This is a genomic window from Blautia faecis, assembly GCF_020554845.1.
Lineage (GTDB): Bacteria > Bacillota > Clostridia > Lachnospirales > Lachnospiraceae > Blautia_A > Blautia_A faecis.
This window is the reverse complement of the sequence record NZ_JAJCIA010000014.1, coordinates 1-24848: the sequence shown is the minus strand read 5'-3', so window position 1 is coordinate 24848 and position 24848 is coordinate 1. Positions and strand designations below refer to the sequence as shown.

The window sequence follows — 24848 nt, the reverse complement described above, 5'->3', positions numbered from 1 at the left end:
ATGAGATTATCAAACGGGTTTGTTATTGACAAAGAGAAAACATTTGGAGAATTAAAATTTACAGCGGTGCGTGATGTGTTCTTGCAGAACGAGGACGGGACACCGAATAGCCAGCTTAAAAAGCGTATCTATGATTTGAAGTGCAGTCTGCATGGTGGAATTATCCCCGTGTCTGTACCGCCAGAAGTACCGTTAAGGGAATTTCCGTACAATGCAGTCGTGGAACTTGTCAATCCCGTAGCCGATACTGTATCACGAAAAACCTATACGGGTGCAGATGTGGACTGGTATGTAAAAGCAGAGGATATTGTATTGAAGAATAAAAGCAACCAAAACGCAGGCAGTCCACAGAACCATGTACCGCAGGGACAGCCGAAGAAATAATTATATTAGCAAAAAAATATTGTATAGGTGATAAAAGAAAGTTATAATCCGTTTTAAGAATAATAATACACTTTGCGGAGGTATCTTTTATGAGTAGTGAAATTATTCAAACATTAGAAGCGTTATTATCTCTAGGAATAGCATTTTTGTGTGTGCGTTTATCAAAGTATAGGTATCAAGAAAATGAGAAATATGCAGTCAAGTATGAAAATAATGCAAAAATGTTGATAATTCGATGGATAATAACAGAAATATTTAAATGGGGGAGTATTTTGATGCTGATAGGTATAATAATTAAGGAATTATCTATTTTTCTTGCTCTTTATATACTCATTCCACTACTTATTGCACTTCACATGATTTTTTTTAATTCGGATTATTTGAAAGGAGTTATGACATTTACAAAAGGTATTTACTATGTTGGGTTGACTATCATTTCAATAATTCAAGTTTTTTTTACAACTGCAAATGTTGCTGAACTTGCATTAGGCTTTACGTTATCACTAGCAATATTTGAAAGCATAACAGCTTTAGATGATGGTTACAAAAATATGAAGAAATCAAAATAAATGATGATTTTTATTTTATAAGCAGTTAGTCTTAGGATTAACTGCTTTTTTCATACCCAGAAAGGAGTGATTGATTTATGCGTACCGATTGGGAGCATTTCAGCTTGTTAGAGAACGGCTTGACGCTTTCCCCTTACAACTTCATAACCATACTGATAGCGACTGGTGTTTGTGCATTGGTCGCTTTTCTGTATTACCGCTTCTGTTACGATAGTTTCAAGAAGCTCCTGCACCGTCAAAAGCTGGCACGAATGGTACTGGAAAATAAGTGGTATGAAGCCGATACCGTACAAGACAGCGTTTTTTTTACTGACCTGCAAAGCAGATCAAGGGAAAAAATCGTCTGGTTTCCAAAGATTTATTATCAAATGGAAAAGGGACTGCTTCATATCCGCTGTGAAATCACATTAGGAAAATATCAAGACCAGCTTTTACGGTTAGAGGATAAATTGGAAAGTGGCTTGTATTGTGAGCTGACCGACAAGACCCTGCATGACGGCTATATCGAATATACCCTGCTTTATGATATGATAGCGAACCGCATTACCATTGATGAAGTACGGGCAGAAAACGGCTGTCTAAAGCTGATGAAAAATCTTATCTGGGAATATGACGCACTTCCTCACGCCCTTATCGCTGGTGGAACGGGTGGCGGTAAAACCTATTTTCTGCTGACACTCATTGAAGCCCTACTGCATACCAACGCTGTCCTTTACATCTTAGACCCGAAGAACGCTGACCTTGCAGACTTAGGGACAGTTATGGGAAATGTGTACCACACCAAAGAAGAAATGATTGATTGCGTCAATGCCTTTTATGAGGGCATGGTACAGCGAAGTGAGGAAATGAAGCAACACCCGAACTATAAGACGGGCGAAAACTACGCATATCTGGGACTGCCACCCTGCTTTCTTATCTTTGATGAATATGTGGCATTTTTTGAAATGCTGGGGACGAAAGAAAGCGTGAGCCTACTTAGCCAGTTAAAGAAAATCGTTATGTTAGGACGGCAAGTGGAGAATTGCCCGTTATCATCAGTTACCACTACATGATTTTCGCCCGTCGTCTTGCTTGTGATCCTAAAGGGAACATCAGCAAGACGATTGTGTGTGCCTGCACCGATTTTTACGCCCTCAATATCCCCACGCTTAATCTGATTGTAGATAGAATGGGCTTTGTCGGTTAAGTCCACGATTTTTCCATTTTCTGTGATTGTAAAATCAATCGGTTTTGCTCCGTCTGTCAAATATCCGTTTGGAGCTTCACTCTCAACGATACGGAATTTTCCATAAGGTAAGAGGTCAGAAGAAGTAGAAGCGATACCCTCAATATCGGTACGGATTGTCTTTACCACTTCATTTTTCTTGTATAGCTTACCCTCAACCAATACAGAATTATCATTTAAGGAAATGATGTCAAAAGCAGTATCTTTTAATGTGGCACTTCCTTGTGGCTTTGTATCGCCCGTTTCTAAATCTCGTTTCTGAATTTTCACACCGCCACGGATAACCTTGTCTAATACGGAAAACTGGTTACTTCCAGATAGTACGGCAAGGTCGCCATCCTCGGCAATCTGTGTTACATATAAGCCCTTAATCTGTTCGGACTTATCGCCAGCCTGCATATATGGACCCTCTAACAAGTAGCCGTTGGGAGCTTTTGTTTCCTCAACGGTTAGTGTTCCAAGTGGAAGAACCGCTTTACCGTCCTGCATATAGAAGCTGTCGCCAGATACCTTGTATGCGTCCACTAATTTTGTGATGTAGTGGGTTGTCCCGTCGCTGTCTGTTTCAGCGATTGTCTTTGTAACCCATGTACGAGTAGCTTCGGCAGGGAGATTGTCTTTGTTATAGAAGCCTGCATAATACTTCCATGTAAATTCTGCACCTGCTAGAGAAACGTTCCCTTGCGGATTGTCTTTCTGTGTTTCCATATCAATCTTGAAAAGCTCAATCAAAGTGTCTGTTACTTTCGGTGTATCTGATACGTTCAAGGTCGCTGTTTTTCCAGCTTCAACCTTTAAGGAATATACAGTTTTATCTACTTTATATCCTGCTGGTGCAGAAAGTTCCTTGATATAGACTGTGCCAGCCTTTACCTCTGCAACATCTGTATTTCCGTTTTCATCAGTCGTAAGGGTGGCAAGCTGTTTCGTGCAGTCCTTATCAGCAAAGACACCGTATGTCGCACCAGCGACAGAGTAATTCCCGTTACCGTCTGTAATGCTGGTATTACTGGAAACCTTTTGCAGTTTTGCATTTCCGACATTCAGCTTCGCCCAAAATTGTCCCAATTCCTGCCCCTCGCCAGAGTAGATATAACCGCCACATTCATAGCGTCCTTTATTCTCTTTGACAAAGGCTTTTGCACCAGCGAAAACTTCGTCCTGCGTTGCCTTTGGAATTTCATCATAAGAAGCTCGCACGTTATCACATTGCCAGCCAAGATGTACGCTCAATCTCTGCCAGACGACACATTGTTCCAGCAGATAGACTTGCTTGTAGTTCAGTTCCTTGTGAGCTTCGCCATACTGTTTGACATACTCTAAGGATAACGCCACATCTGAAATCTGGTCGGCACTCATGCGTGAGCTTGCGTCAGCTCTGGTCTTGTAGCCATTCTTAAAATCTGTGTTGATGTCGATACAATAGGCAGTTTCGCCCTCGACTTTCATATAGCCCTCATTGAATGTCGAACCGATAGAACCGTCATTCATTACTTTTTCAATGATACCGACACGCTCTGCACTTTCCGTCCAGTATTGCTTACTTTCTGCATGAACGGGTGTAGTCGGTAAAGCAGTAACGACAGTTGCAAGAGCTAAGAAGCCCGTACACAATCGTTTTAACATCTTTTTCATAAATCTAATGCTCCTTTCATTTTGGGTATAAAAATAGACGCTCATTTCTGAACGTCTACATTATTGAAAGGCTTGTCCTCTCACACATATTCTATTTTAATAGGTACAACAGTTGCCTTTCTCCTTGTATTTTCGTTGTTTTCATCACTTGCGTTATCTACAACCTCCATGCCCGGCGTCAATCATAATAGAATATGGCATGTCAAAATTTCCTTTTCAAATACTATTTCTCTATTAGGATATGTGAAAAAATTACAAAAGCGACTTGACTTTTACGCTTTAAAGCGGTATTATTTTGTGCAGGCAATACTTTAAAGCAGAAAAAGCACTTTAAAACACGAAAACACTTTTTAAGGAGGAAATAAAATATGAAAAGAAAGGTTTTGTCAGTAATTCTGACCGGAGCTATGGTAGCAGGTCTTGCAGGTACAGTAACCGTACACGCTGAAGAGCAGAAAACATACAACATTGGTATCTGCCAGTTAGTTCAGCACGAAGCACTGGATGCAGCAACACAGGGATTTGAAGATGCAGTAAAAGAAGGTCTTGGCGAAGAAAACGTAACATTTGATGAGCAGAATGCACAGGGTGATTCCGCAACATGTAGTACGATCATCAACAATTTCGTATCCAGTAACGTAGACCTTATCCTTGCAAATGCTACTGCTTCTCTTCAGGCAGCAGCTGCCGGAACAAGCGATATCCCGATTCTTGGAACTGCAGTTACAGAGTATGGCGTAGCTCTTGACCTTACAGATTTTGATGGTACTGTAGGCGGCAACATTTCCGGTACTTCAGACCTTGCTCCTCTCGACCAGCAGGCAGCAATGCTGAATGAACTTTTCCCGGATGCTAAGACTGTAGGACTTCTGTACTGCTCCGCAGAACCAAACTCCCAGTATCAGGTTGATACGGTGAAGGCAGCTCTTGAAGATCTTGGATACACTTGCGAATATTACGCATTCTCTGACTCCAACGATATTTCTTCTGTTGTAACAAATGCAGTTGCAGACAGTGACGTTATCTATGTTCCTACCGATAACACAGCAGCTTCCAACACAGAGCTGATCAACAACATCTGCCTTCCGGCAAAGGTTCCGGTAATCGCAGGTGAAGAAGGAATCTGCTCCGGATGCGGTGTTGCTACACTTTCCATCAGCTACTATGATCTTGGAAAAGCAACTGGTGAAATGGCAGTTAAAATTCTGAAAGATGGTGAAGATATCTCTACAATGCCAATCGAATATGCACCAAACTTCACAAAAGAATACAATGCAGACATCTGTGCTGAGCTGGGAATTGAAGTTCCGGATGACTATGTTGCAATCGGTGCTGACGCAGAATAATTACTGGTTTATAACATATGCAGTAATGCACAATAAAAATTTTCATATTTGTTTGACAGTTAATTTAGACATTCAGTTGCTTTTAGAGCTTGTCAAAAGACTCTGACAGTAATCAACACAGACAGCGGGAAGGGAAGCCTCTCTCGCTGTTTGTGTCGTTTCTGAAGGAATGTATTTTTAAGTATATTTTATGCATAATTATGCATAAAATAGCATTTCTTCCAAAATGAATATTTCTGTTTACGCAAATAACAAAAAGCCAGTTACTCCACATACAAAACACTATAAAGATTCCAGTAACTGTCTTTTTCAAACATTTGTCCACAAAACAAATGTTGATGTTCACACAGTGAACACCAGAGTGTATTTGTAAAAGGCTTTCTGCAAGATGTGTGTCACAATTTGTGGGAGATTTTGTCCGGGTGAGGTCGTCGTAACGGGCTACGACAACCGAATTCAGGCAAAATATACCGCACAGTGGGGCGTACAAATTGCGAAAATGTTTTTTCAAACACGCTCCAGCAAACAAATCACGCATGCAGGAGGATAAAGACATGCAAATTGCAAACTTAATCATGGCACTTCCGGGTGCCGCTGCCCAGGGTCTGATCTGGGGTATTATGGCTATTGGCGTATATCTTACATTCCGTGTCCTTGACATCGCCGATCTGACCGTAGACGGTACCATGTGTACCGGAGGTGCTGTCTGCGTCATGATGATGACCAGCGGACATAACGTATGGGTATCTCTTTTAGTTGCCACTTTGGCTGGTATGACAGCTGGTCTTGTTACCGGTATTTTCCATACCTTTATGGGAATCCCGGCCATCCTTGCTGGAATCCTGACACAGCTTTCCCTGTACTCTGTTAACCTGAAAATCATGGGAAAAGCAAACCAGGCTATCAACGTTGATAAATACCCGATCCTGATTTCCTTACGCCGTATAAAAAATGTACCGATCACTCAGAACACAATTCTTATCGTCGCTTTATTTATTGTTGTGATCATCGCAGTTCTTTACTGGTTTTTCGGAACAGAGCTTGGATGTTCCCTCCGGGCTACCGGATGCAATCCAAACATGTCCCGTGCACAGGGTATCAACACTGATTTTTGCAAAGTACTTGGACTTATGATTTCCAACGGACTTGTTGCTCTTTCCAGCGCCTTGCTTGCACAGTATCAGGGATTTGCAGACGTCAATATGGGACGTGGTGCTATCGTAATCGGACTTGCTGCTGTTATTATCGGCGAAGCGATTTTCAGCCGTATTTTCCGCAATTTCGCGCTCCGTCTTCTGGCCGTAGCATTTGGTTCCATTCTCTACTATCTGGTTCTCCAGACTGTTATCTGGATGGGTATCGACACTGACCTTCTGAAAATGCTGTCTGCACTTGTAGTAGCTGTATTCCTGGCAGTACCTTACTGGAAGGGAAAATATTTCGCAAAACCAGCAAAACGCGGAGGTAAGAACAATGCTTGAGATCAAAAACATATATAAAACCTTTAATCCAGGAACCATCAACGAAAAGGTGGCTCTGAACGGACTTTCCCTGAAATTAAATGAAGGCGACTTTGTTACTGTCATCGGCGGCAACGGTGCCGGAAAATCCACAATGCTGAACGCAGTTGCCGGTGTATGGCCAGTAGACGAGGGACAGATCATCATTGACGGAACAGATGTCACCAAACTTTCCGAGTACAAGCGAGCAGCTTATCTGGGACGTGTATTCCAGGATCCCATGACCGGAACTGCTGCTACCATGGGTATTGAAGAAAATCTTGCCCTTGCAAAACGCCGCGGAAAAACAAGATTTCTTCGTTCTGGTATTACAAAAGCCGAACGAGAAGAGTACAAAGAGCTTCTGAAGATTCTGAATCTTGGTCTTGAAGATCGTCTTACCTCTAAGGTGGGTCTTCTTTCCGGAGGTCAGAGACAGGCACTTACGCTTCTCATGGCAACCCTTCAGAAGCCAAAGCTTCTCCTTCTTGATGAGCATACCGCAGCCCTTGACCCCAAAACAGCTGCCAAGGTGCTGGATATCACAGACAGGATTGTCAACCGCGATCACCTTACTACACTGATGATCACACATAACATGAAGGACGCCATTGCTCACGGCAACCGCCTGATCATGATGATGAACGGAAAAATCATTCTTGATATCCAAGGAGAAGAAAAGAAAAAGCTTACCGTAAAACAGCTTCTTGATAAATTTGAGGAAGCCAGCGGAGAAGAGTTCTCCAACGACTCCGCAATTCTCGGATAGAAATTCATAATTTGGTTTTTAGAAACTGCAGCAGATTGGTTTACAGTCTGACTGCAGTTCTTTTTTGCAATCAAAATTTCTGCCGAAAACACCCATTGTACAAAAAGTCCGAAAATGACGTAACTACACTTGTTTCTATCTGTTTATCCGTTCTCTTCACTGTCAGATTTCAACTTGTTTAAATCAATAAATACGGTGCCTTTATACATCAGAAAATCTCCGGTCTCTCTACAATATCTGTATATTTTGTCCGTGAGAAAATCTTCTTCCGGAGTTGCCTCCCGCAAAGTTTCTCTCAAAACATTTTCAAGATCCTCCGGATAGGAATGATCAGCGTTGTGGATCATCACCTCATGAATGCTCGTAAAAACCATATAGAAATCTGCATCCATCAGATCTGCAAGCCTTTTGGCCACGCCTGGCAAGAATATTGCAACGGCTCCGTTTGTCCTTCTTGCAGTGCTCAGACAGCTTCCGATGCTGTCCCTTGTCAGATAGAATTCATGGTTCAGATCCATGAAGCATTCTCCATCATAATCTGGATTGTAGACCAGTTTTTCCCAATAAAAAATTCTGGGCGGCGAAATAAAATACGTGTTTAGAAGAGCTGCGTCAAAAACTGTCTTTTCATCCTTTCCCCATTCTTTTATGTTATCCGTGCGTATTTTCATGCTGCTGATCCGGCCATCCAAATTTCCCACCTGCATGTATAGCACAAGTGCAATATCGCCCACTACACGGTATACTGCCTTCGACAGTTCCCGTTCATGGCGTTCTACATTAAGTGCCCGGATAAAAAGATCATTTTTCACCTTTTCGTAGTTATTCAGATTTTTGGTTTTCTCAAAAAATCCAGCTGTTTTTAATTTACGTATTTCACTTTCCACTGTTTTTGCAATCTGTTCCAGTGAAACACCATCCTCATAGTCCTCAAAAAGCTCTTCCGTGTGAATTCCGCAGACTTCTTTTCCCACTGAAGACGCATTGCACTCTACAAACAGCCGGTCGCCGTTTGGTGTCATGCCATTTTCGTCCCGTTCTTCAAAGTAAATCTGTTTCTCATTAAGTCCAAGCCGTTCCATTAGAGATTGGCGCAGACTCTCCACAAATACCTCATACTCTCTGCTCATATATAATTCCTTTCTTGATAAAAACGGGCGAAATGCCCTAACGAATACTGACCTTGCTGTGCACTGCAAATGATCCGTATTTGAAATAAAAGATGGAAGCAGATATTTAGAAATAGATAAGGCTTCCATTTGAGTTGCTGTATGGATAGTATATAAGATATGAATGTGTTTGTAAAGGATTTTCTATCGACAATTTTCCCTTGCAATAAAAGCTGTTATTACTGTTCACGACCTTCACAGCAGCACGCTTCGCGATGCACAGAAATCATGTTCACATGATTTCGCGCTGTAATTCTCGTATTTGCTTTAAACTTTGTTCACCAAAAAAACGCCTCGCGGGACGTGAATAGCAACAAGCTGTGGTGGTTGTTTTCTTCATTCACAGAAAACATTTTATAAATATTGCCAGTATAAACAACAAAGGGCCTGCCGTAAATACGGCAGACCCATAAATAATCTTAAATGATTATGCCTGAGGACCAGCTGCAACAAGTGCTTTACCAGCTGCATTTCCTTCATATTTCTTGAAGTTCTTAACGAAACGATCTGCAAGATCTTTTGCTTTAACTTCCCACTCAGAAGCATCAGCGTATGTGTCACGAGGATCAAGGATACCTGTGTCAACGCCTGTAAGCTCTGTAGGAACCTCAAAGTTAAAGAATGGAATCTTCTTAGTCGGTGCTGTTAAGATAGCGCCGCTGAGGATTGCATCGATAATACCACGAGTATCTTTGATGGAGATACGTTTTCCGGTTCCATTCCATCCTGTATTAACCAGGTATGCTTTTGCTCCGCTCTTCTCCATTTTCTTAACCAGCTCTTCAGCGTATTTTGTCGGATGCAGTTCAAGGAATGCCTGTCCGAAGCAAGCTGAGAATGTAGGTGTAGGCTCTGTGATTCCACGCTCTGTACCAGCAAGTTTAGCTGTGAATCCAGACAGGAAGTAGTACTGAGTCTGCTCTGGTGTCAGGATAGATACTGGAGGAAGTACTCCGAATGCATCTGCGGAAAGGAAGATAACATTCTTAGCAGCCGGTGCGGAAGAAATCGGGCGAACGATTTTCTCAATGTGGTTGATCGGATAAGATACACGAGTGTTCTCTGTAACGCTCTTATCAGCGAAATCAATCTTTCCTTCTGCGTCAAGTGTAACGTTCTCAAGAAGAGCATTTCTCTTGATTGCATTGTAAATATCCGGCTCAGAATCCTTGTCAAGGTTGATAACCTTAGCATAGCAACCGCCCTCGAAGTTGAACACTCCGTTGTCGTCCCAGCCGTGCTCATCGTCACCGATAAGGAGTCTCTTAGGATCTGTGGAAAGTGTAGTCTTACCTGTTCCTGAAAGGCCGAAGAAGATAGCGGTGTTCTCACCATTCATATCTGTATTTGCAGAGCAGTGCATGGAAGCGATGCCCTTAAGCGGTAGATAGTAGTTCATCATGGAGAACATACCTTTCTTCATCTCTCCGCCATACCATGTATTGACAATAACCTGCTCGCGGCTTGTAATATTGAACATTACAGCTGTCTCAGAGTTAAGACCTAATTCTTTGTAGTTCTCTACTTTAGCCTTGGAAGCGTTGTAAACAACGAAATCTGGCTCGAAGTCTTTCAGTTCTTCTTCTGTAGGCTGGATGAACATGTTTGTTACAAAGTGTGCCTGCCAAGCAACCTCAACGATGAAACGGATTGCCATACGGGTATCTTTGTTAGCACCGCAGAATGCATCAACTACGAAAAGTCTCTTGTCGGAGAGCTCTTTCTTAGCGATCTCTTTCACTGCTTCCCATGCTTCCTGTGATGCAGGATGGTTATCATTCTTATATTCGTCAGATGTCCACCATACGGTGTCTTTAGAATTCTCATCCATTACGATATATTTGTCTTTAGGAGAACGTCCGGTATAAATACCTGTCATAACGTTAACAGCGCCAAGCTCGCTGACCCGTCCTTTTTCAAAGCCCTCAAGACCTGGTTTGGTCTCCTCTTCAAATAACATTTCATAAGAGGGGTTGTAAACAATTTCTGTAGTTCCGGTAATACCATACTTTGTTAAATCGATTTTTGCCATCTTACACTTAACCTCTTTTCTCTAAAATGGAATTCATCTGCGAATGCAGATTTATAGCTTCAGTCCGCATCTCACCGTAATACATATCAAAGAATATTACCTGCGGTCACAGCCTCTATGGTACAAAACCAAAGGAATGGAACCGGATTGATTCCTCTTTTCCTTATCCTATATTATACATATCTGAGGGATAAAATCAACACAATTTTCCGTTTTTTTGTATTTTTGTTAAAGTTTTATCATATAGAAAACACGCCTCTGACATTTTATGAGACGTGTTTCTAATGATATTTTTATTGCATTAGATCGTCATTGCGAAATTCTTAGATTGAGGTTATTGTAGCCCTGTTGAATAAAATTGTCACTAGAATAGGGAATAGAAAATGTTCAAAATGCACATTTTTGCATTGTTTTTTTGTTTTTACTATTTTTATTTCATCATTACGTTTATCATATTGCGTATACTCTTCCAACCTATATCTTCTCATTTTTCTCCAGATACGCAAGAAATCCTTCGCAGCCTTCTACTACATCTCTATAAGTAGATTCAAAATCCCCCGTATACCACGGATCAGCAATATCTCTGGAATTATCTGAATAATCCAGTAAGAGCTTCACTTTCCCTTCCGGATCCTTTCCTACAATTCGCAAGATATTCCGAATGTTTCTCTCTTCCATTCCCAGAATATAATCATATTTTCCATAATCTGCTTTGGTGATCTGTACCGCTCTTTTCCCCTCGCAGGAAATCCCATGCTTTGCCAATTCCCGCTTTGCCGGCGGATAAACCGGATTCCCGATTCCATTCCAGATTTCCTCTGTACTAGTGGCTGCAGACGCAATGTAAAATTTAGCCTTGATACCTCGTTTCGTAACCATATCCTTCATAACGAATTCAGAAATTGGGCTGCGGCAGATATTGCCGTGGCAGACAAATAACACTCTTATCATTGCTTAAAACTCCTTGAAATGCTGTATTTACGCTGTTTACAGGCATTTTCCGATAATCTTCAATCCTGTCATTTTCCTGTATATCACAGCATAAATTCGTATATTTTCTTATCCAAATTTAGTAACTTCTTAGTAATAACCAGCCTGGAAAACAGGCTTCCTAAGAACCTTATAATCAGATTATTTTTAATTTTTTTCTATTATTTTATCATACTATGCCGGTTTTGCACTCCTATTCATCTCTTCCTAGAGCGTGTTTGAAAAAGGCTTTCTGCAAGATGTGCGTCACAATTTGTGGGAGATTTCGCTCGGATGAGGGCGCCGTAGCGGGCTACGGCAACCGAATTCGGGTGAAATCTCCCGCAAAGTGGGGCGTGCAGATTGCGGGAATGATTTTTCAAACAGGCTCTAGCACGATATAGGAATTATATCATACCAGGGCTAACATTTCCACTTTAAAGCACTAAATTGTTCGTATATTTTTTACAAAGACGTAGTCTGATCCAGAAAGGCCTCAAATTTCTTACGGTTAATCAACGACTTACACCCCACCTGGACTGTAAAGCAACATTCTGAATTTAGATGTTCCGAAATAAGCATCCTTATTTTCTTTTCACCTATTCCGAAATATTGCACTGCTTCATCCACCGTAAGCATATATTTTTCCCAAATTGGAATCTTACCTTTTTCAATTTTAATCGCCACTCTTCTCTCCTCCTTTTCTCTTTGGACAAAACATTTTTATCTGCCCATGACAATTTACAATTTTATATACTGTCATCGGCAGATAAAATTACAATACAGGTGGCAGTTCAGTACTCTGCCCACATCGGTTTTGCACCGTCATTAAATATGACCAGATCTTTTCTGGAAGTATCATTATTACAGATATGCTTCGTCGCCCTGTGCAGCTGCTGCACATTTTGTCAAATTCTTCTCGCTCCATACCTTTACTTCAATGTTATATTTCAGCATTTCCTCGTATTTACTCCATTAACAGAGCAGATATATCATGGCGGATTTACCTAGTGGCTCTACATATCTTCACGTCCTGTATGTAAAACAATATACAATTTTCAAGGTACAAAAATTCCTGAAGGGGAAAAGGAATCTATATTAAATACTCCCTTTACTGATTACTTTTCCTTACATATGATTTCGTATCAAATCCCAAGGTCTTAGTAATCAGTTTTGCTTCCAAGTGTTGACGCAGAGTTTCATCTACACAGTAATGCACCTGTCCAAATTCGTCAAACATTTTTCTGGTAGCCAAAACTGTTATGTACCCTTCATAATGCTTCAACACTGCCCGGATTGCCTCAGTATCACCAGTTGATGCTGCCTCAATAACATGGAATGGCAGCAAATCAAATGCGCATTTCTGTTTTTTACTTTTTTCATTTGCAGATTCCTCCATATTTTTTCTCATCAGTTCCAGTGATCGTCTACGATGCTCATTAATTGTGCTGCGTACAAGATTCATTTCTCTGGCAATGTCTGCATCACTCATATCCATAAAATATGATAATAACACAACATTCCTTTTCTTTTCAGTAAGTGTCTGCAGTGCTTCAGCAATCAATCCGTCACGTAATGACGGATATGATACCAGACAATATAATTCTTAATCTTTCCAATACTCCGGATCTGTTTTACGGAAATTTAGAATTTTATATGTCTTTTAAAAAGTGAAATATCACCCTCTTTTTTAGTGAAATATTAGTTCATTTTCTTTCAAGAAAGGGAACTATACACTAAACATGGAGGTGTATCATATGCCAAAACAAACAGATAAAGAACTGGAATTGTTTTTTAAGAACGCCCGACACGAGCAAAAATTGACTTATAAGGAATTAGCTGAAAAAGCAGAAATGTCCAGCCGATATTTAAAGGAAATTGAAAATGGGGGCCGAGTTCCCAGTTTTCATAAAATCAGAAAACTGGTACGCGCTTTAAATGTTCCTCCTGAACCGTTTCGTTCCCGACTACGAAGTTGTCGCACTGGCCGAAGTATTTAATGTTTCCTGCGAAAATCTTCTTGGTCTGACGGACGCTCCTGCAAAATAATTCAATTGTATTGCTGCCCATTCTATGCTAAACTATGGATAGATACTTCTGAACAACATACACTATTTATAAACCGTATGATTGGAGTGATTTCATGGAATTAACAAAAAAAGTCCCTACAACCGATAATAACCAGGAAAACAATCATCTTCTCCGCATGTTAGACCGGGGAATTGATGATATGGAAGCTGGTCGTGAATTGCCACTGGAAGATGCTTTTCGCAAAATCACAGAATTAAGGGATGCACGAAGAAATGCAAGAATATAAAATTATTTTAACCTGGGAAGCAATTTACGATGTCACCGACATTGCAGATTATATTGAAGAAGAAAACGGCCAGCAACATGCTGACCGTTTTCAATCTGATCTGAAAGAACAAATGCAGAATTTAAGCCAGTTCAGTACTGCCTTTCCCCGAACTCAAATTCTGTACAGAGGATATTCCATACATAAAAGATCTTTTCCGCCCTCTATTATTTTTTATATTATAATGGAAGAAACAAAAGAGATTCATATTCTCCGAGTGCTGCGCCATGAACGAGATTGGGAAAATATCCTGTTGCAAAGATCAACTTATACATATCCAGAATGAATACCTGGGAGCCGATCAGAGATTTTTCTGAAAGGCTTCCTTTTTAATTTTAATTACTTCCCACTTTCAATTAAATCATAACTCATATCCAGAAAATCCAGCGTCTTAGCTTCACTGACAGATTCATCCAGAAGAATCGTAATCCAGTGTCGCTTATTCATATGATACCCCGGTAAAAATCCATACGTTTGAATTAACATCCCAACCAGATCAGGGTCACATTTTACATCCAGGATATTAATTTTTCCATCTTCTTCTAATCCCAGTGTTTTCTTTTCCACTGCCATAATTATAGCATACCATTTTCCATTTTTATGTCGAAGCACCGCAGAATCAGGATCTTTTTTCCATAAATATTCCGGTTCCGTTCCATATTGCTCTTTCACATATTGAAAAATTTCCTCACGTTTCAAATTTATCCCTCACTTACGATTTCTTGCTCTGATTATACGCTATCAGGATTATATTCTCAACCACTTCTCACAGTTCCATTTATGTTTTATAGCTTTTGCATAGCCTGCTTTGCAGGCTACACCCCAAAAGAAGCAAGCACTGCCAGTGTCATGACAACTGGCTCATTTTGTCAAATTCCCTTTCCGGTTCATTCTACCAAAATGTATCAGGGAGTATCCCTGGCCCTCTCATATTTTATAATTTCTTAATTTGACGCTTTCACCCAGTCCTGTTAAAATAACTTACAGATACATCTGTCCAAACCAACATAAAACCAAGTACCATAACTGTCATAGCCGAACTGGTTAGACAGTTTTTTTGTACTCTTTTTTATAGAAAAAAACGAATTGGAGGATTTCAATGAGCAAACGTACCAGAATTCATCCCGTACAATTTTATTTGAATGATGACGAACAATACATTTTAGAAGAAAAATATCGTCTTTCCAGGATGAAAAGCAAATCTGCCTTTCTACGGAAAATGATCTTATATGGATTTGTATATGAAGTAGACTACTCTCATATCCGAAAAATGAATACCCTGCTGGGCAATATCAGCAGCAATTTGAATCAGATCACCCATCGTATAAACAGTACCAATACAGTTTACCCAAAGGACCTGGACGATATAAAGGAGTTAATGGAAAAAATATGGCAGTTACAAAAATCCATGGTATCAAAACAACCGTTGATAAAGCAATAGAATACATCTGCAATCCAGATAAAACTGACCAGAATCTATATATTTCTTCCTTTGCCTGCTCTCCCGAAACAGCCGTTCTTGACTTTAAATACACTTTGGATCATACACATGACTGCAGAGATCCGCACAATACAAATAAGGCATTTCATCTGATTCAGGCATTTTCCCCTGGTGAAGTTTCCTATGAAGAAGCCCATCAAATTGGCAAAGAACTTGCGGATCGCTTACTGGAGGGAAAATACTCCTATGTTCTGACAACACACACTGATAAAGGTCATGTACATAACCATTTAATTTTCTGTTCTGCAGATAACATCACTTTTTCTCATTATCATGACTGTAAAAAGAATTACTGGAAAATACGAAATCTCAGCGACACTTTATGCCAGGAACATAACCTGTCCACAATTATGCCAGATGGTAAAAAAGGAATGAAATACAATGAATGGGCTGCAAATAAATCTGAATCCAGTAAAAAAGCGCAGCTGCGAAAAGATATCAACCAGACAATCCGAATCGTTTCCACTTACTCAGAATTTCTTGCATTTATGGAAGCTAAAGGATATGAAATAAAAAACGCAGAATTTGGCGAAAACAGCAGAAAATACATTACCTTTCGTTCTCCCGATATGTCCCGTCCAGTGCGTGGAAGTGCTAAATCTTTAGGAAAAAATTTTACTAAAGAACGTATCAAAGAACGCATTGAAAATAAACGTCAGAAAGCTATTTTTCCTTCTGTTCATAACAAATTAATAGATACCAATGCTCCCAATATAGCAGGAAACATTGGGCTTCAGAAATGGGCAAATAAAGAAAATTTAAAAATTGTCTCTGCTGAATATAACAAGATGCTCACACATAATCTACATAATTTTTCAGAACTTGAAGACCGCATAGCCTTGTTACATATGCAGCAAAAAGAGGTAAATACCTCTGTTGTTTCTCTCGAGTCTCAGATACACCATCTTCGAGAAATGCTAAAATATGCCGAACAATATCAAAAAAATAAAATTTATGACGACCATTATAAAAGCTCCAAAGATCCAGATCGTTATTTCCGTAAATATGAATCTCAAATTATTCTTTTCGCGGGTGCTGAACATATTTTACAGGAAAATGGCATGGATCTGAAGCATCTTAATTCCAATAAGTTACAAAAGCAAATTTCAGATCTTATTTCCAGAAAGAAAGCACTAAATACTCAATACGTTTCCTTTAAGCAAGAAATAAAAGAGTTGGAATTGATACAGCAAAACCTGTCCAAATATCTCAAACAGGATGCTCCTGAAATACAAAGATCTTCTCATAACCAACTCCCTTCTTTGTAAAACCATAATAATAGGCAGCGATTTCACTCGCTGCCTAAATTCCCATTAAACCGATATCCTACACCTCGTACTGTTTGTATATATAATGGTTGTCCAGGATCATCTTCTATTTTTTCTCTGATATTGCAGATATGTCGCATAACCACATTATAATCACCGGAATAAGGTTCATTCCATACCAGATCATAAACCATTTCTTTTCCAAATATTCTACCTGGACTTTTCGCTAAAAGAAGTAAAATATCATATTCATATTTTGAAAGATGAACATCACTATCATTCTTTTTAACAATTCGTTCCTGTAGATATATTTTTAATTCTCCAAACCTTATAATTTCCGGTATGAATTGGTTTTTATGTTCCCAGCTAGTCAATATGTTTTCACTTATGCTTCCATTAGCATCTGTGATTCTCTCAATAATTTCTATCTTTTTCACCTTTATTGCCTCTACATTATTAATTTTATATTCTATATATCATCTGCCATTTGACTTTTTTCTTCTACAAGTAATATAATATATTTATTACATATGTAGGATTTAGCAGGAGGATTTTATTATGTCACTACCCCAAATTTCAGAAGCCGAATTTGAAGTTATGAAAATTGTATGGAAATATGCTCCCATCAATACAAATGAAATTACAGAAAAACTTACTCTAACTACCAGCTGGAGTCCAAAAACAATTCAAACTCTTATCAAGAGACTTGTTTCCAAAAAAGCTCTTTCCTACGAAAAACAAAGCCGGGTATTTGTCTATACTCCATTAGTCCAAGAAGATGAATATATACGCCAGGAAAGCAATTCTTTTTTAAAGCGATATTATAATGGAAATCTTTCTTCTATGCTGGCTTCTTACCTTGAAGACGATAAGCTCTCTTCAACAGAAATTGATAACTTACGCCATTTATTATCAAAACATCAGAAATAGGAGGTTTTGAATGAGCAACTGGATCATCCACTTTTTAATCAGTAATATCTTCATATGTATTTTTACACTTGTAATAATCGGAACAAAAAAACTTCTGAAAAAATATTTATCTGCGGCTACACAGTACCATCTCTGTTTTCTTTTATTTTTACTACTTGCCGTGCCATTTTTTCCTGTACAGATTCATGGCTCACAACTTTTTTCATGGTTACATTTTTTTCAAACTGACTCAAGACTTAACTCTGGTACCGACACGCTATCCGAACTTACCAGTAATACACAAAATATTTTGTTAAACCAGGTGAATGATTTTTCAGTTTCCATCAGTAGTCAATTTTTGGGAGGCTTGAATACCATACTCTTTCTAATATGGATAACGGGTGTTATGATTATGTCAGTCCTCACCCTTCATTCATTAAACTATGTACGTTCCATAAAAAGATCTGCTCTCCCGCTTCAAAATCAGCAGGTAAAAACTATTTATTACAATTGTTTAAAGGAACTTAAAATCTCTCACCCAGTATCAGTCTACAGTACTGCATTTTTAAAATCACCAGTTTTAATCGGAATAATACATCCCAGAATTTACATTCCCATCCATTTAATTTCCGAACTGAATCCTGATGATATGCGTTTTATGCTGCTACACGAATTACAGCATTACCGTCACAAAGATACATTTATTGGCTTCCTCATGGTCATAAGTAATATACTCTACTGGTTTAACCCTTTTGTTTGGTACACTTTAAAAGAAATTCTCTGTGACCGTGAAATAGCCTGTGATTCTGCTGTATTGCAGATGATTTCTGCTGATGAATACCAAGCTTATGGAACTACACTGATTAATTTTGCAGAAAAAATATCCTCTTTTTCCTCTCCACTGGCAGTTGGAATGTCCGGAAATTTCAGGCAGATGAAACGACGTATTCTCAACATCGCCGTTTTTAGGAAAGAAACTCTTTATCAAAAAATGAGAGCATTGATAATTTATCTGGTCATTAGTGCTGTTTTTATTGGATGTACACCCATTTTATCCGTTGATGCCTCTACTCAAAGCGTATATCATTTTAGTGATACAGACAAAAATATCTCCCTGTTAGATATATCCGAAACATTTGGAACATATGATGGATCATTTGTTTTGTATGACAATAATTTGGATTCCTGGAAAATATACGATCTTGAAGAAGCCACCAAACGTATTCCGCCAGAGTCTACCTACAAAATATACGATGCATTATTAGGGTTGGAATCCGGAATCATCACACCAGAACACTCTTCCATGACATGGAATGGTGATGCCTTTCCTTTTCCATCCTGGGAAGCTGATCAGGATTTAAACTCTGCTATGCAAAATTCCGTTAACTGGTATTTCCAGGCAATTGATTCGCAGCTCGGAATTAACAGAGTCCAGGAATTTTTGAATAAAATAGAATATGGAAACCAAACAACCAGTTCAAATCTGGATTTATACTGGTCCGATTTTTCATTAAAAATCTCGCCTTTAGAGCAAGTAACATTATTAAAAAAATTTAACACAAATGAATTCCATCTAAATTCTCAAAATGTATTTTCTGTTAAAAATGCTATAAAAATTGCCAGTACACCTAATGGTAATTTCTACGGAAAAACTGGAACCGGTCGTGTCAACGGACAGGATATCAACGGCTGGTTTATCGGATATGTAGAAACTTCCGATAACAGCTATTATTTTGCAACCAATATCCAAAGTGATTCTAATGCAACTGGCAAAAAAGCATTTGAAATCACTTCTGATATCTTAAAAAAATTACATATATGGAATTAACAAATATGAAAGGGCTGATAGTTGTTATCAGTTCTTTCTTTTTATTCTATATTGATATTTGGGAACTTCTTTCGTACCATTATTCAGAATTTTATTCCCCATATATTTAAAACTCTTATCATCGTTGAACTTAACAGTCAGCTCACTTGTAATAACGGCATCATTACATATAAATGTATCACATACAGCATCAACAACCAACACACTGTTTCCCTCTCCGCTATCTCTTATTTCAACGACCTCCGGTAAAGATGTTCCAAAATGAGTAGGGCTATAATTTAAACAGCCTAATCGTTCCCAGTCATAAGTTTGATGTTCCGAATCAAATACTGCCCATTTTTTAATTTGATCTGCTGTTATCGGCAAAAACTCCATTATCAGATTTTCAAACTCTTCTGCCGGAATTCCACTTGAGTTACCTGAAAACTCATATCTCTCCCCGTATTTCATTCGATATAAATATTCATATAAACCATTATAATCTAACCCTTCCATATCAGATCTATCCCAATCAGAACATAAAAGATTATTCCCCTGATATCCAAGCAAATACACACACCTCTTTGAAACTTCCCTGCATTCATCACTTAAAGGTTTAATTCTTATCATAGAACTGCCATCAACCGCTTCTGATACTTCCGGATACTTTGGAACGCATAGCGTATAACCAAACCAGCCTTTTTCTGTATATTTCCATTCTTCTATCCTTGTATACGAAACATATACAATAGATGGATTGTCATTCATACCCCAAACAGCTTTCACAGCCAGCAAATACATATCTGTCCCATCATAATTGAATTTGAGTCTTTCTATCCCACCATCCCTGTTAATCCTATATAAGACGATATCTCCTGTCAGATCCTGTTCTGCCCTGAAAAGAAATTCTTCCATTTTAGAATAATTAGCCATATTTGAATACGGTGCTGATGTAATAACGGGGACATTTTTTTCCTTTAATACTTCCTGCATTTCTTCCATTACTGTCTCAGAAACTACTATATTCGATGAAGTCCCTTTATCCGCCTTTTGATAAATGACTTTCATCTGATTCATAACATTCTTACAATCTTCAATAGCTTCTTCTTTCACGACTTCATCTACTGGCAAATCATATCCTCTTTCTTGTACAGCATAATTCGCAGTTTCCTGTGAAATATATTCTAAATCAGCCCCTTTACATTTTGTATTTCCTATGAAAAAGCATCCCGAAATAAATAAAACGCTCATCATCTTTTTCAGTTTTCTTTTTGTAATCATATCAATTATCTCCATAACATTCCTCCCACTTTTCGTCTGATAATCTTTCTGTATACCAGGTAACCTCTATTTCTGACCTTGATACATAATTGGATACATATTGAAATCTATCTTTATCTAACAGCCGAATGGTTACGCTATGACAAAACGCCTGATCTAATTCTTTTTGTGGCCATACCGCATTTACTTCCAGTGTTATTGTTCCATCTTGATTTTCTATGTAGGAAACAACTTCCGGATATGGAATATATGGTGTGGGAGCAAAATCATATACGATTCCTCTGGTTCGATACCGATATGTCTGTATTTCTGTGTGAAATACCGTTCCTGTCTGCAGTATCTCTGCGCTTATATTAAAATATTTTTGAAATATCGTTTCAAATGATTCTTTTGGGATTTCATAAGTCTTTCCTTCCTTAAATTCATCAGTTTTTTCTTCCATTGAAAGTAAACGATCAAAAACATCATAAAAATTTATTCCATCATAATTTTTTTCACTCCAATTAGAAGTAAACAATTTATTAAGTGTATATCCAAAAGGAAGTATATATTTTCGATTCAACTCCCGACATTTTTTATTTAACGGTGCTACCCGAAAGTCCCGATATCCAGACGGTCCATCATATCCTGCCGGATGATATTCTTCTATAAAGAAATGCCCGTTTTCTGTATATTTCCATGAATTAGCTCTAAACTCATGATAATATGTTTCCTGCCAAGTGTCCTCTTTCCATTTAAAAGAGCTTACTTCAACGTCTATTTTCCCCTGTTTGGTTTTCAGATCATACCGGATAAAATGATCCCCTGCTATAACTTGAAATATAGTAGTTTTTCCATTCTTCTCTTTTTCTGCTTTTTTCAAAAAATCATCTACTTTAATACTTTGAACCATATCCAGCTGATTGTAGGAATCAATTACTGCATATCCATATTTTCCAAAATAATCCATACTTTTTTGTATTGTACTCAGCTCATATAGTGCATTTTCTTTCACAGCATTCTCATATATGTTCCGATAGCCTTCTGCTAGCATTTCACACTCTCTGTAAATTTTTTCTTTCGTATCTTCAATTGTCTTTTTCTGCTCTTTCTTTATGCCACATCCACTACAGACAGCAAGAAAAATAACTCCCACAAATATTTTCCAAATTTTTTTCATATCATTTTCCTCTTACATTTGTAATATTTAAAGGTAAAAATTATTCATTACCAAGATATTCATCCAGTATCGCCTTATCCTTTTCCACCACATAACCGCTTCCTCCAATATCTTTCACATTCTCTACCATACTGATGAGCAAAATAGGATTCTTTGTATCTCTATCTGTAGTAAAAACTGTAAACCAGCCAATTTCTGTTCCAGATGTATCTTCTTTTGTAGCTTTCAGTTCCGCTGTTCCGGTTTTTCCTGCTAATCTAATGTCTTCCCGGCATGCTCCATAACCAGTTCCTTCCGGGTTATTCACTACACCCTCTAACCCCTCCATAACCTCCGAAACAATTTGTGGTGAAAAAGCATCTTTTATCCAGATTTCACTGGAAGTGCTTCCACCATCCGCGTGAAGATATGGCTTTATCATATTTCCATCATTTAGAAAAGCCGTATAAATGCTTGCAAGATGCAAAGGATTTACCAGAATCTGTCCCTGTCCATACCCACTGTCAGCAAGCTGGATTTCTGTTTCTATCTTGTCCATATTAGAATATTGGGACTCTGACATTTTAATATCAAATGGAAGTTCCTGATTAAATCCTATTTGATTTAGAGACTGCATCAGTTGATCCGCACCAATTTTTAATGCTGCTTTTGCAAAATAAATATTATCTGAATAAATAAGCGCATTTTTCAAGATCACAGGTTCATAATCATGAAGTGTAGTCACTGTATAATCTCCCCACGAGGAATCTTTCTGCCACGCCAGACCCTCATTTCCAAAATCGTCATTTGCAGTAAATGCCCCCACTTTTAATCCAATTGCAGCAATTACAGGTTTAAAAGTTGAGCCAGGACACCATGTCTGGCGAAAGCGATTGTATAAAGGCCTGTCTTCATTTTCATTTAATGCACTCCACTGGCTGTTGTCCATTCCACGTACAAAATCATTATTATCATAAGATGGCGTACTTACCAACGCCAATACTTCCCCTGTATAAGGATTCAAAGCTACAGAACATCCTCTGTCTTCTTTAAATTGTTCATAAAGAGTACTTTGAAGATCACCATCAATCGTAGTATGGATATCTTCTCCATCTTTTCTAGGCTCATATGCAATAACACTTTTTTTATTTCCATTTGCATCTACAATACAGATTTCACACCCATCTGTTCCTTTTAGTTCTTTTTCATAAAGCGTTTCCAGTCCAGTCTTTCCAATCACACTGTTTGTACGATACCCTTCCCCTTTATGTTCCTGCAAATCTTCGGCTGTAACCGCCTGTACATACCCTACCAGATGAGAGGCAGCTTCTTTTAGATAATAAGTTCGTACTTTTACATCAGATAACATAATACCTGGAATCTTCAATAATGTGTCCTGCTTTTCTTTTTCTTCCAGAACAGTTTTATCCGGATTCGCTGTCAAAAGATCGACCTCTTGTATTTTAGGAATTGTTGCTACTGGTACAAAAGAATCTGCTTTTACCCAACCGGCTTTTAACTTATCCTCAATTTCGTCTGCTCCAATTCCAAGATACTCTGCCAGTTTTTTTATTGTATCTTCTCTGTTCTCCATCCTGCCCGGAACAATTCCTACCGAAGATGCAGTTCCCTCTCCAGCCAACTGACGACCATTTCTGTCTAAAATATCTCCTCTCTTTGCCTCTTCTGACGTTACCTGAACTTTATCCGTTGCAGATAACTCTGGAAAAATCAACTGATCCTGCCAGATTAAATGATATCCTGTCCAATCATGTGAAAATACCGCATCGTTGGTAAATTCTACATTTCCTGCAGCAGTCTGCATATTTGTTGTATAGGAAACTGCCGCATTTCCGTTTTCTTGTCTTTTTACTGTAATATCGGTTATGGACAGATCAGACATCTCAATGCCTTCATATATTTTAGAATTTCGTTCTATAAATTCTTCCTTACTGTTCATGCTGCTTTTTTTCTGATCCAGCATGGCATACATTTGCTCATATTCCCCTTTTTCAATATATTTCATATATTCCATTAGTCTTTTTTCAGGAACATTACAATTCATTATTGTTACAATACCGATTCCACCACCAATCAATATACCGCTAAATAAAACTATTTTTGTAATAATCTTCGTGTGTTTTTTTCTTTTCTTTTTTCTCATATAGTTTTATTTCTCCTTTTTTTCATATTTTCTTAAATATTACACTTGTAACATTTAAACGTCAAGCTTTTTCTTAGGTTTATATATGTAGACAAGAGAAAAGATTTGCATAAAAAAGAAAGGGCATCTCAAAGCCCTCTTTGATAAAGAACTTTACCGACACCCTGAGGTAATGGTTTCTCCGGATGTTTCCCAAACGCTATAATCACTCTCCAGAAGAACCAAAAACGATTTTTAATTTTTCTCTCAGAAAAAAAGAACTACTCTAAATCTGCAGATCTTTGAAATAACCCTGCTCGTTTCTTATAATCACAAACATATTCAGACAACACATTCTTTGCTGGCAGATTATTATAGCAGAAAACGCAACAAATCCCTTTATTAACTTTTGTTCCATATATTTCCTGTACCAATCCTATTGTTTCATCATCTGAACAAAAGCTCTTCGGAATCTCCCTACAATCCCTGATAATAACGCAAATCTGTTTACTATGTCCTCTCTGTTAGTATACAAGCCAGCTAATCTCTTTATTATAGTATCTAAATACTTCTTCCCAATTCCACTACTCAAAATTTCTTCAGTCACTATTTCTGCAGATGTGTTTTTATATCAGCCAGAGTTCCCCTGGCTGAATTCTTCCAATATATACCTGTTAACACTTCTCAATGCTGACACTTTTTCCTTCGCTTCTCATCTTTCACCTGCTATACTGCACTCTGGCTTGAATTCATTCCCTCTCTTCCAGTTCCGATTTATAATCTTCCAAGTCCATAAAAAAGTGTCTTCGACACTTCAACTCCCCTGCCCCTCAATCTTGAGGGGATAG

24 protein-coding genes and 5 pseudogenes are annotated in these 24848 nt (G+C 38.4%); 15 read left to right on the top strand and 14 right to left on the bottom strand.

Translation table 11 applies throughout. The features are described 5' to 3' along the window. From LIZ66_RS08680 to LIZ66_RS08670, 3 genes and pseudogenes are all read left to right on the top strand, one after another. Positions 1-384, top strand: coding sequence for a YdcP family protein (locus tag LIZ66_RS08680; protein ID WP_195983099.1), 384 nt, complete (start codon positions 1-3; stop codon positions 382-384). Between the two features lie 89 nt (positions 385-473). After that, positions 474-953 carry a hypothetical protein gene (locus LIZ66_RS08675; protein WP_195983098.1) on the top strand — a complete coding sequence of 160 codons (480 nt, stop codon included), beginning with the start codon at positions 474-476 and terminating at the stop codon, positions 951-953. A 77-nt stretch (positions 954-1030) separates the two neighbouring features. Continuing rightward, positions 1031-1966 (top strand): annotated as a pseudogene (locus tag LIZ66_RS08670) (FtsK/SpoIIIE domain-containing protein); the annotation flags it as partial. On the opposite strand, the pseudogene LIZ66_RS08665 reads toward LIZ66_RS08670, so the two are convergent. Beyond that, positions 1966-3813: pseudogene (locus LIZ66_RS08665) on the bottom strand (SrtB-anchored collagen-binding adhesin); the annotation flags it as partial. The pseudogenes LIZ66_RS08670 and LIZ66_RS08665 overlap by 1 nt on opposite strands. Before the next feature lie 368 nt (positions 3814-4181). Between LIZ66_RS08665 and LIZ66_RS08660 the strand changes: the two are divergent. Beyond that, entirely contained in the window at positions 4182-5159 is a 978-nt protein-coding gene (locus tag LIZ66_RS08660) for an ABC transporter substrate-binding protein (protein ID WP_173715881.1), read from the top strand. A gap of 112 nt (positions 5160-5271) precedes the next feature. Here LIZ66_RS08660 and LIZ66_RS19260 read toward each other — a convergent pair whose 3' ends face one another. Then, complete coding sequence (locus LIZ66_RS19260; protein ID WP_306467812.1) at positions 5272-5619, bottom strand: DUF6783 domain-containing protein; 348 nt, start codon at positions 5617-5619, stop codon at positions 5272-5274. On the opposite strand from LIZ66_RS19260, the gene LIZ66_RS19255 reads away from it, so the two are divergent. Genes LIZ66_RS19255 through LIZ66_RS08650 form a run of 3 tightly spaced genes read left to right on the top strand, consistent with a single transcriptional unit; the run spans position 5548 to position 7427 of the window. Then, complete coding sequence (locus LIZ66_RS19255; protein ID WP_306467811.1) at positions 5548-5709, top strand: DUF6783 domain-containing protein; 162 nt, start codon at positions 5548-5550, stop codon at positions 5707-5709. The genes LIZ66_RS19260 and LIZ66_RS19255 overlap by 72 nt on opposite strands. Positions 5710-5713: 4 nt before the next feature. Further along, positions 5714-6640, top strand: a complete 927-nt coding sequence (locus LIZ66_RS08655; protein ID WP_118578496.1) for an ABC transporter permease — start codon at positions 5714-5716, stop codon at positions 6638-6640. Then, complete coding sequence (locus LIZ66_RS08650; protein ID WP_118578495.1) at positions 6633-7427, top strand: ABC transporter ATP-binding protein; 795 nt, start codon at positions 6633-6635, stop codon at positions 7425-7427. Before LIZ66_RS08655 ends, LIZ66_RS08650 begins: the two co-directional genes overlap by 8 nt. Positions 7428-7570: 143 nt before the next feature. On the opposite strand, the gene LIZ66_RS08645 is transcribed toward LIZ66_RS08650, so the two are convergent. From LIZ66_RS08645 to LIZ66_RS19250, 4 genes and pseudogenes are all read right to left on the bottom strand, one after another. Continuing rightward, positions 7571-8557 (bottom strand): DUF5688 family protein, encoded by a 987-nt coding sequence (locus LIZ66_RS08645; protein WP_118578494.1) that lies wholly within the window; start codon positions 8555-8557, stop codon positions 7571-7573. Positions 8558-9023: 466 nt separating this feature from the next. Continuing rightward, complete coding sequence (gene pckA / locus LIZ66_RS08640) at positions 9024-10628, bottom strand: phosphoenolpyruvate carboxykinase (ATP) (RefSeq protein ID WP_148461930.1); 1605 nt, start codon at positions 10626-10628, stop codon at positions 9024-9026. Between the two features lie 474 nt (positions 10629-11102). Beyond that, positions 11103-11579: a low molecular weight protein-tyrosine-phosphatase gene (locus LIZ66_RS08635; protein ID WP_227201020.1), complete on the bottom strand. Its 477-nt coding sequence runs from the start codon at positions 11577-11579 to the stop codon at positions 11103-11105. A gap of 236 nt (positions 11580-11815) precedes the next feature. Then, positions 11816-11920, bottom strand: a pseudogene (locus LIZ66_RS19250) (DUF6783 domain-containing protein); the annotation flags it as partial. Between LIZ66_RS19250 and LIZ66_RS19245 the strand changes: the two are divergent. After that, positions 11897-12001, top strand: a pseudogene (locus LIZ66_RS19245) (DUF6783 domain-containing protein); the annotation flags it as partial. The pseudogenes LIZ66_RS19250 and LIZ66_RS19245 sit on opposite strands and share 24 nt — an antisense overlap. Before the next feature lie 61 nt (positions 12002-12062). Here LIZ66_RS19245 and LIZ66_RS08630 read toward each other — a convergent pair. The 3 genes and pseudogenes from LIZ66_RS08630 to LIZ66_RS19235 form a co-directional block, all read right to left on the bottom strand. Beyond that, on the bottom strand, positions 12063-12284 hold the full coding sequence (locus tag LIZ66_RS08630; protein ID WP_021650362.1) for an excisionase: 222 nt from the start codon (positions 12282-12284) through the stop codon (positions 12063-12065). 424 nt (positions 12285-12708) lie between these two features. Next, positions 12709-12996 (bottom strand): helix-turn-helix domain-containing protein, encoded by a 288-nt coding sequence (locus LIZ66_RS19240; protein WP_227201023.1) that lies wholly within the window; start codon positions 12994-12996, stop codon positions 12709-12711. Between the two features lie 15 nt (positions 12997-13011). Beyond that, a pseudogene (locus tag LIZ66_RS19235) lies at positions 13012-13161 on the bottom strand (sigma factor-like helix-turn-helix DNA-binding protein); the annotation flags it as partial. A gap of 193 nt (positions 13162-13354) precedes the next feature. Between LIZ66_RS19235 and LIZ66_RS08615 the strand changes: the two are divergent. The 3 genes from LIZ66_RS08615 (at position 13355) to LIZ66_RS08605 (ending at position 14239) form a co-directional block, all read left to right on the top strand. After that, positions 13355-13597, top strand: coding sequence for a helix-turn-helix domain-containing protein (locus tag LIZ66_RS08615; RefSeq protein WP_227201021.1), 243 nt, complete (start codon positions 13355-13357; stop codon positions 13595-13597). A gap of 143 nt (positions 13598-13740) precedes the next feature. Further along, positions 13741-13914: a hypothetical protein gene (locus tag LIZ66_RS08610; protein ID WP_173719209.1), complete on the top strand. Its 174-nt coding sequence runs from the start codon at positions 13741-13743 to the stop codon at positions 13912-13914. After that, the gene (locus tag LIZ66_RS08605; RefSeq protein WP_173736013.1) at positions 13901-14239 is read left to right on the top strand and encodes a type II toxin-antitoxin system RelE/ParE family toxin; all 339 of its coding nucleotides are present in this window, start codon (positions 13901-13903) and stop codon (positions 14237-14239) included. Before LIZ66_RS08610 ends, LIZ66_RS08605 begins: the two co-directional genes overlap by 14 nt. Positions 14240-14292: 53 nt before the next feature. Here the strand turns inward: LIZ66_RS08605 and LIZ66_RS08600 are convergent, their stop codons facing one another. Beyond that, complete coding sequence (locus LIZ66_RS08600) at positions 14293-14652, bottom strand: MmcQ/YjbR family DNA-binding protein (RefSeq protein ID WP_195983064.1); 360 nt, start codon at positions 14650-14652, stop codon at positions 14293-14295. 400 nt (positions 14653-15052) lie between these two features. On the opposite strand from LIZ66_RS08600, the gene LIZ66_RS08595 reads away from it, so the two are divergent. Further along, a complete protein-coding gene (locus LIZ66_RS08595; RefSeq protein WP_005426517.1) occupies positions 15053-15394 on the top strand; it encodes a plasmid mobilization protein in 342 nt (113 codons plus the stop codon). Further along, on the top strand, positions 15343-16722 hold the full coding sequence (locus LIZ66_RS08590; RefSeq protein ID WP_195983063.1) for a relaxase/mobilization nuclease domain-containing protein: 1380 nt from the start codon (positions 15343-15345) through the stop codon (positions 16720-16722). The genes LIZ66_RS08595 and LIZ66_RS08590 overlap by 52 nt, the downstream gene beginning before the upstream one ends. Positions 16723-16745: 23 nt before the next feature. Here the strand turns inward: LIZ66_RS08590 and LIZ66_RS08585 are convergent, their stop codons facing one another. Then, entirely contained in the window at positions 16746-17159 is a 414-nt protein-coding gene (locus LIZ66_RS08585; RefSeq protein ID WP_005426519.1) for a winged helix-turn-helix domain-containing protein, read from the bottom strand. A 118-nt stretch (positions 17160-17277) separates the two neighbouring features. On the opposite strand from LIZ66_RS08585, the gene LIZ66_RS08580 reads away from it, so the two are divergent. Together LIZ66_RS08580 and LIZ66_RS08575 are read left to right on the top strand one after the other, a co-directional pair. Next, entirely contained in the window at positions 17278-17652 is a 375-nt protein-coding gene (locus tag LIZ66_RS08580; protein ID WP_092073165.1) for a BlaI/MecI/CopY family transcriptional regulator, read from the top strand. A 10-nt stretch (positions 17653-17662) separates the two neighbouring features. Continuing rightward, entirely contained in the window at positions 17663-19459 is a 1797-nt protein-coding gene (locus tag LIZ66_RS08575) for a BlaR1 family beta-lactam sensor/signal transducer (RefSeq protein WP_227201022.1), read from the top strand. Between the two features lie 27 nt (positions 19460-19486). Here the strand turns inward: LIZ66_RS08575 and LIZ66_RS08570 are convergent, their stop codons facing one another. Genes LIZ66_RS08570 through LIZ66_RS08560 form a run of 3 tightly spaced genes read right to left on the bottom strand, consistent with a single transcriptional unit; the run spans position 19487 to position 24021 of the window. Next, positions 19487-20734: a DUF6070 family protein gene (locus tag LIZ66_RS08570; protein ID WP_059085548.1), complete on the bottom strand. Its 1248-nt coding sequence runs from the start codon at positions 20732-20734 to the stop codon at positions 19487-19489. After that, positions 20721-21878 carry a DUF6070 family protein gene (locus LIZ66_RS08565; RefSeq protein ID WP_062807810.1) on the bottom strand — a complete coding sequence of 386 codons (1158 nt, stop codon included), beginning with the start codon at positions 21876-21878 and terminating at the stop codon, positions 20721-20723. Before LIZ66_RS08565 ends, LIZ66_RS08570 begins: the two co-directional genes overlap by 14 nt. A gap of 40 nt (positions 21879-21918) precedes the next feature. Then, complete coding sequence (locus tag LIZ66_RS08560) at positions 21919-24021, bottom strand: penicillin-binding transpeptidase domain-containing protein (protein WP_195983060.1); 2103 nt, start codon at positions 24019-24021, stop codon at positions 21919-21921. Between the last annotated feature and the right edge of the window lie 827 nt (positions 24022-24848).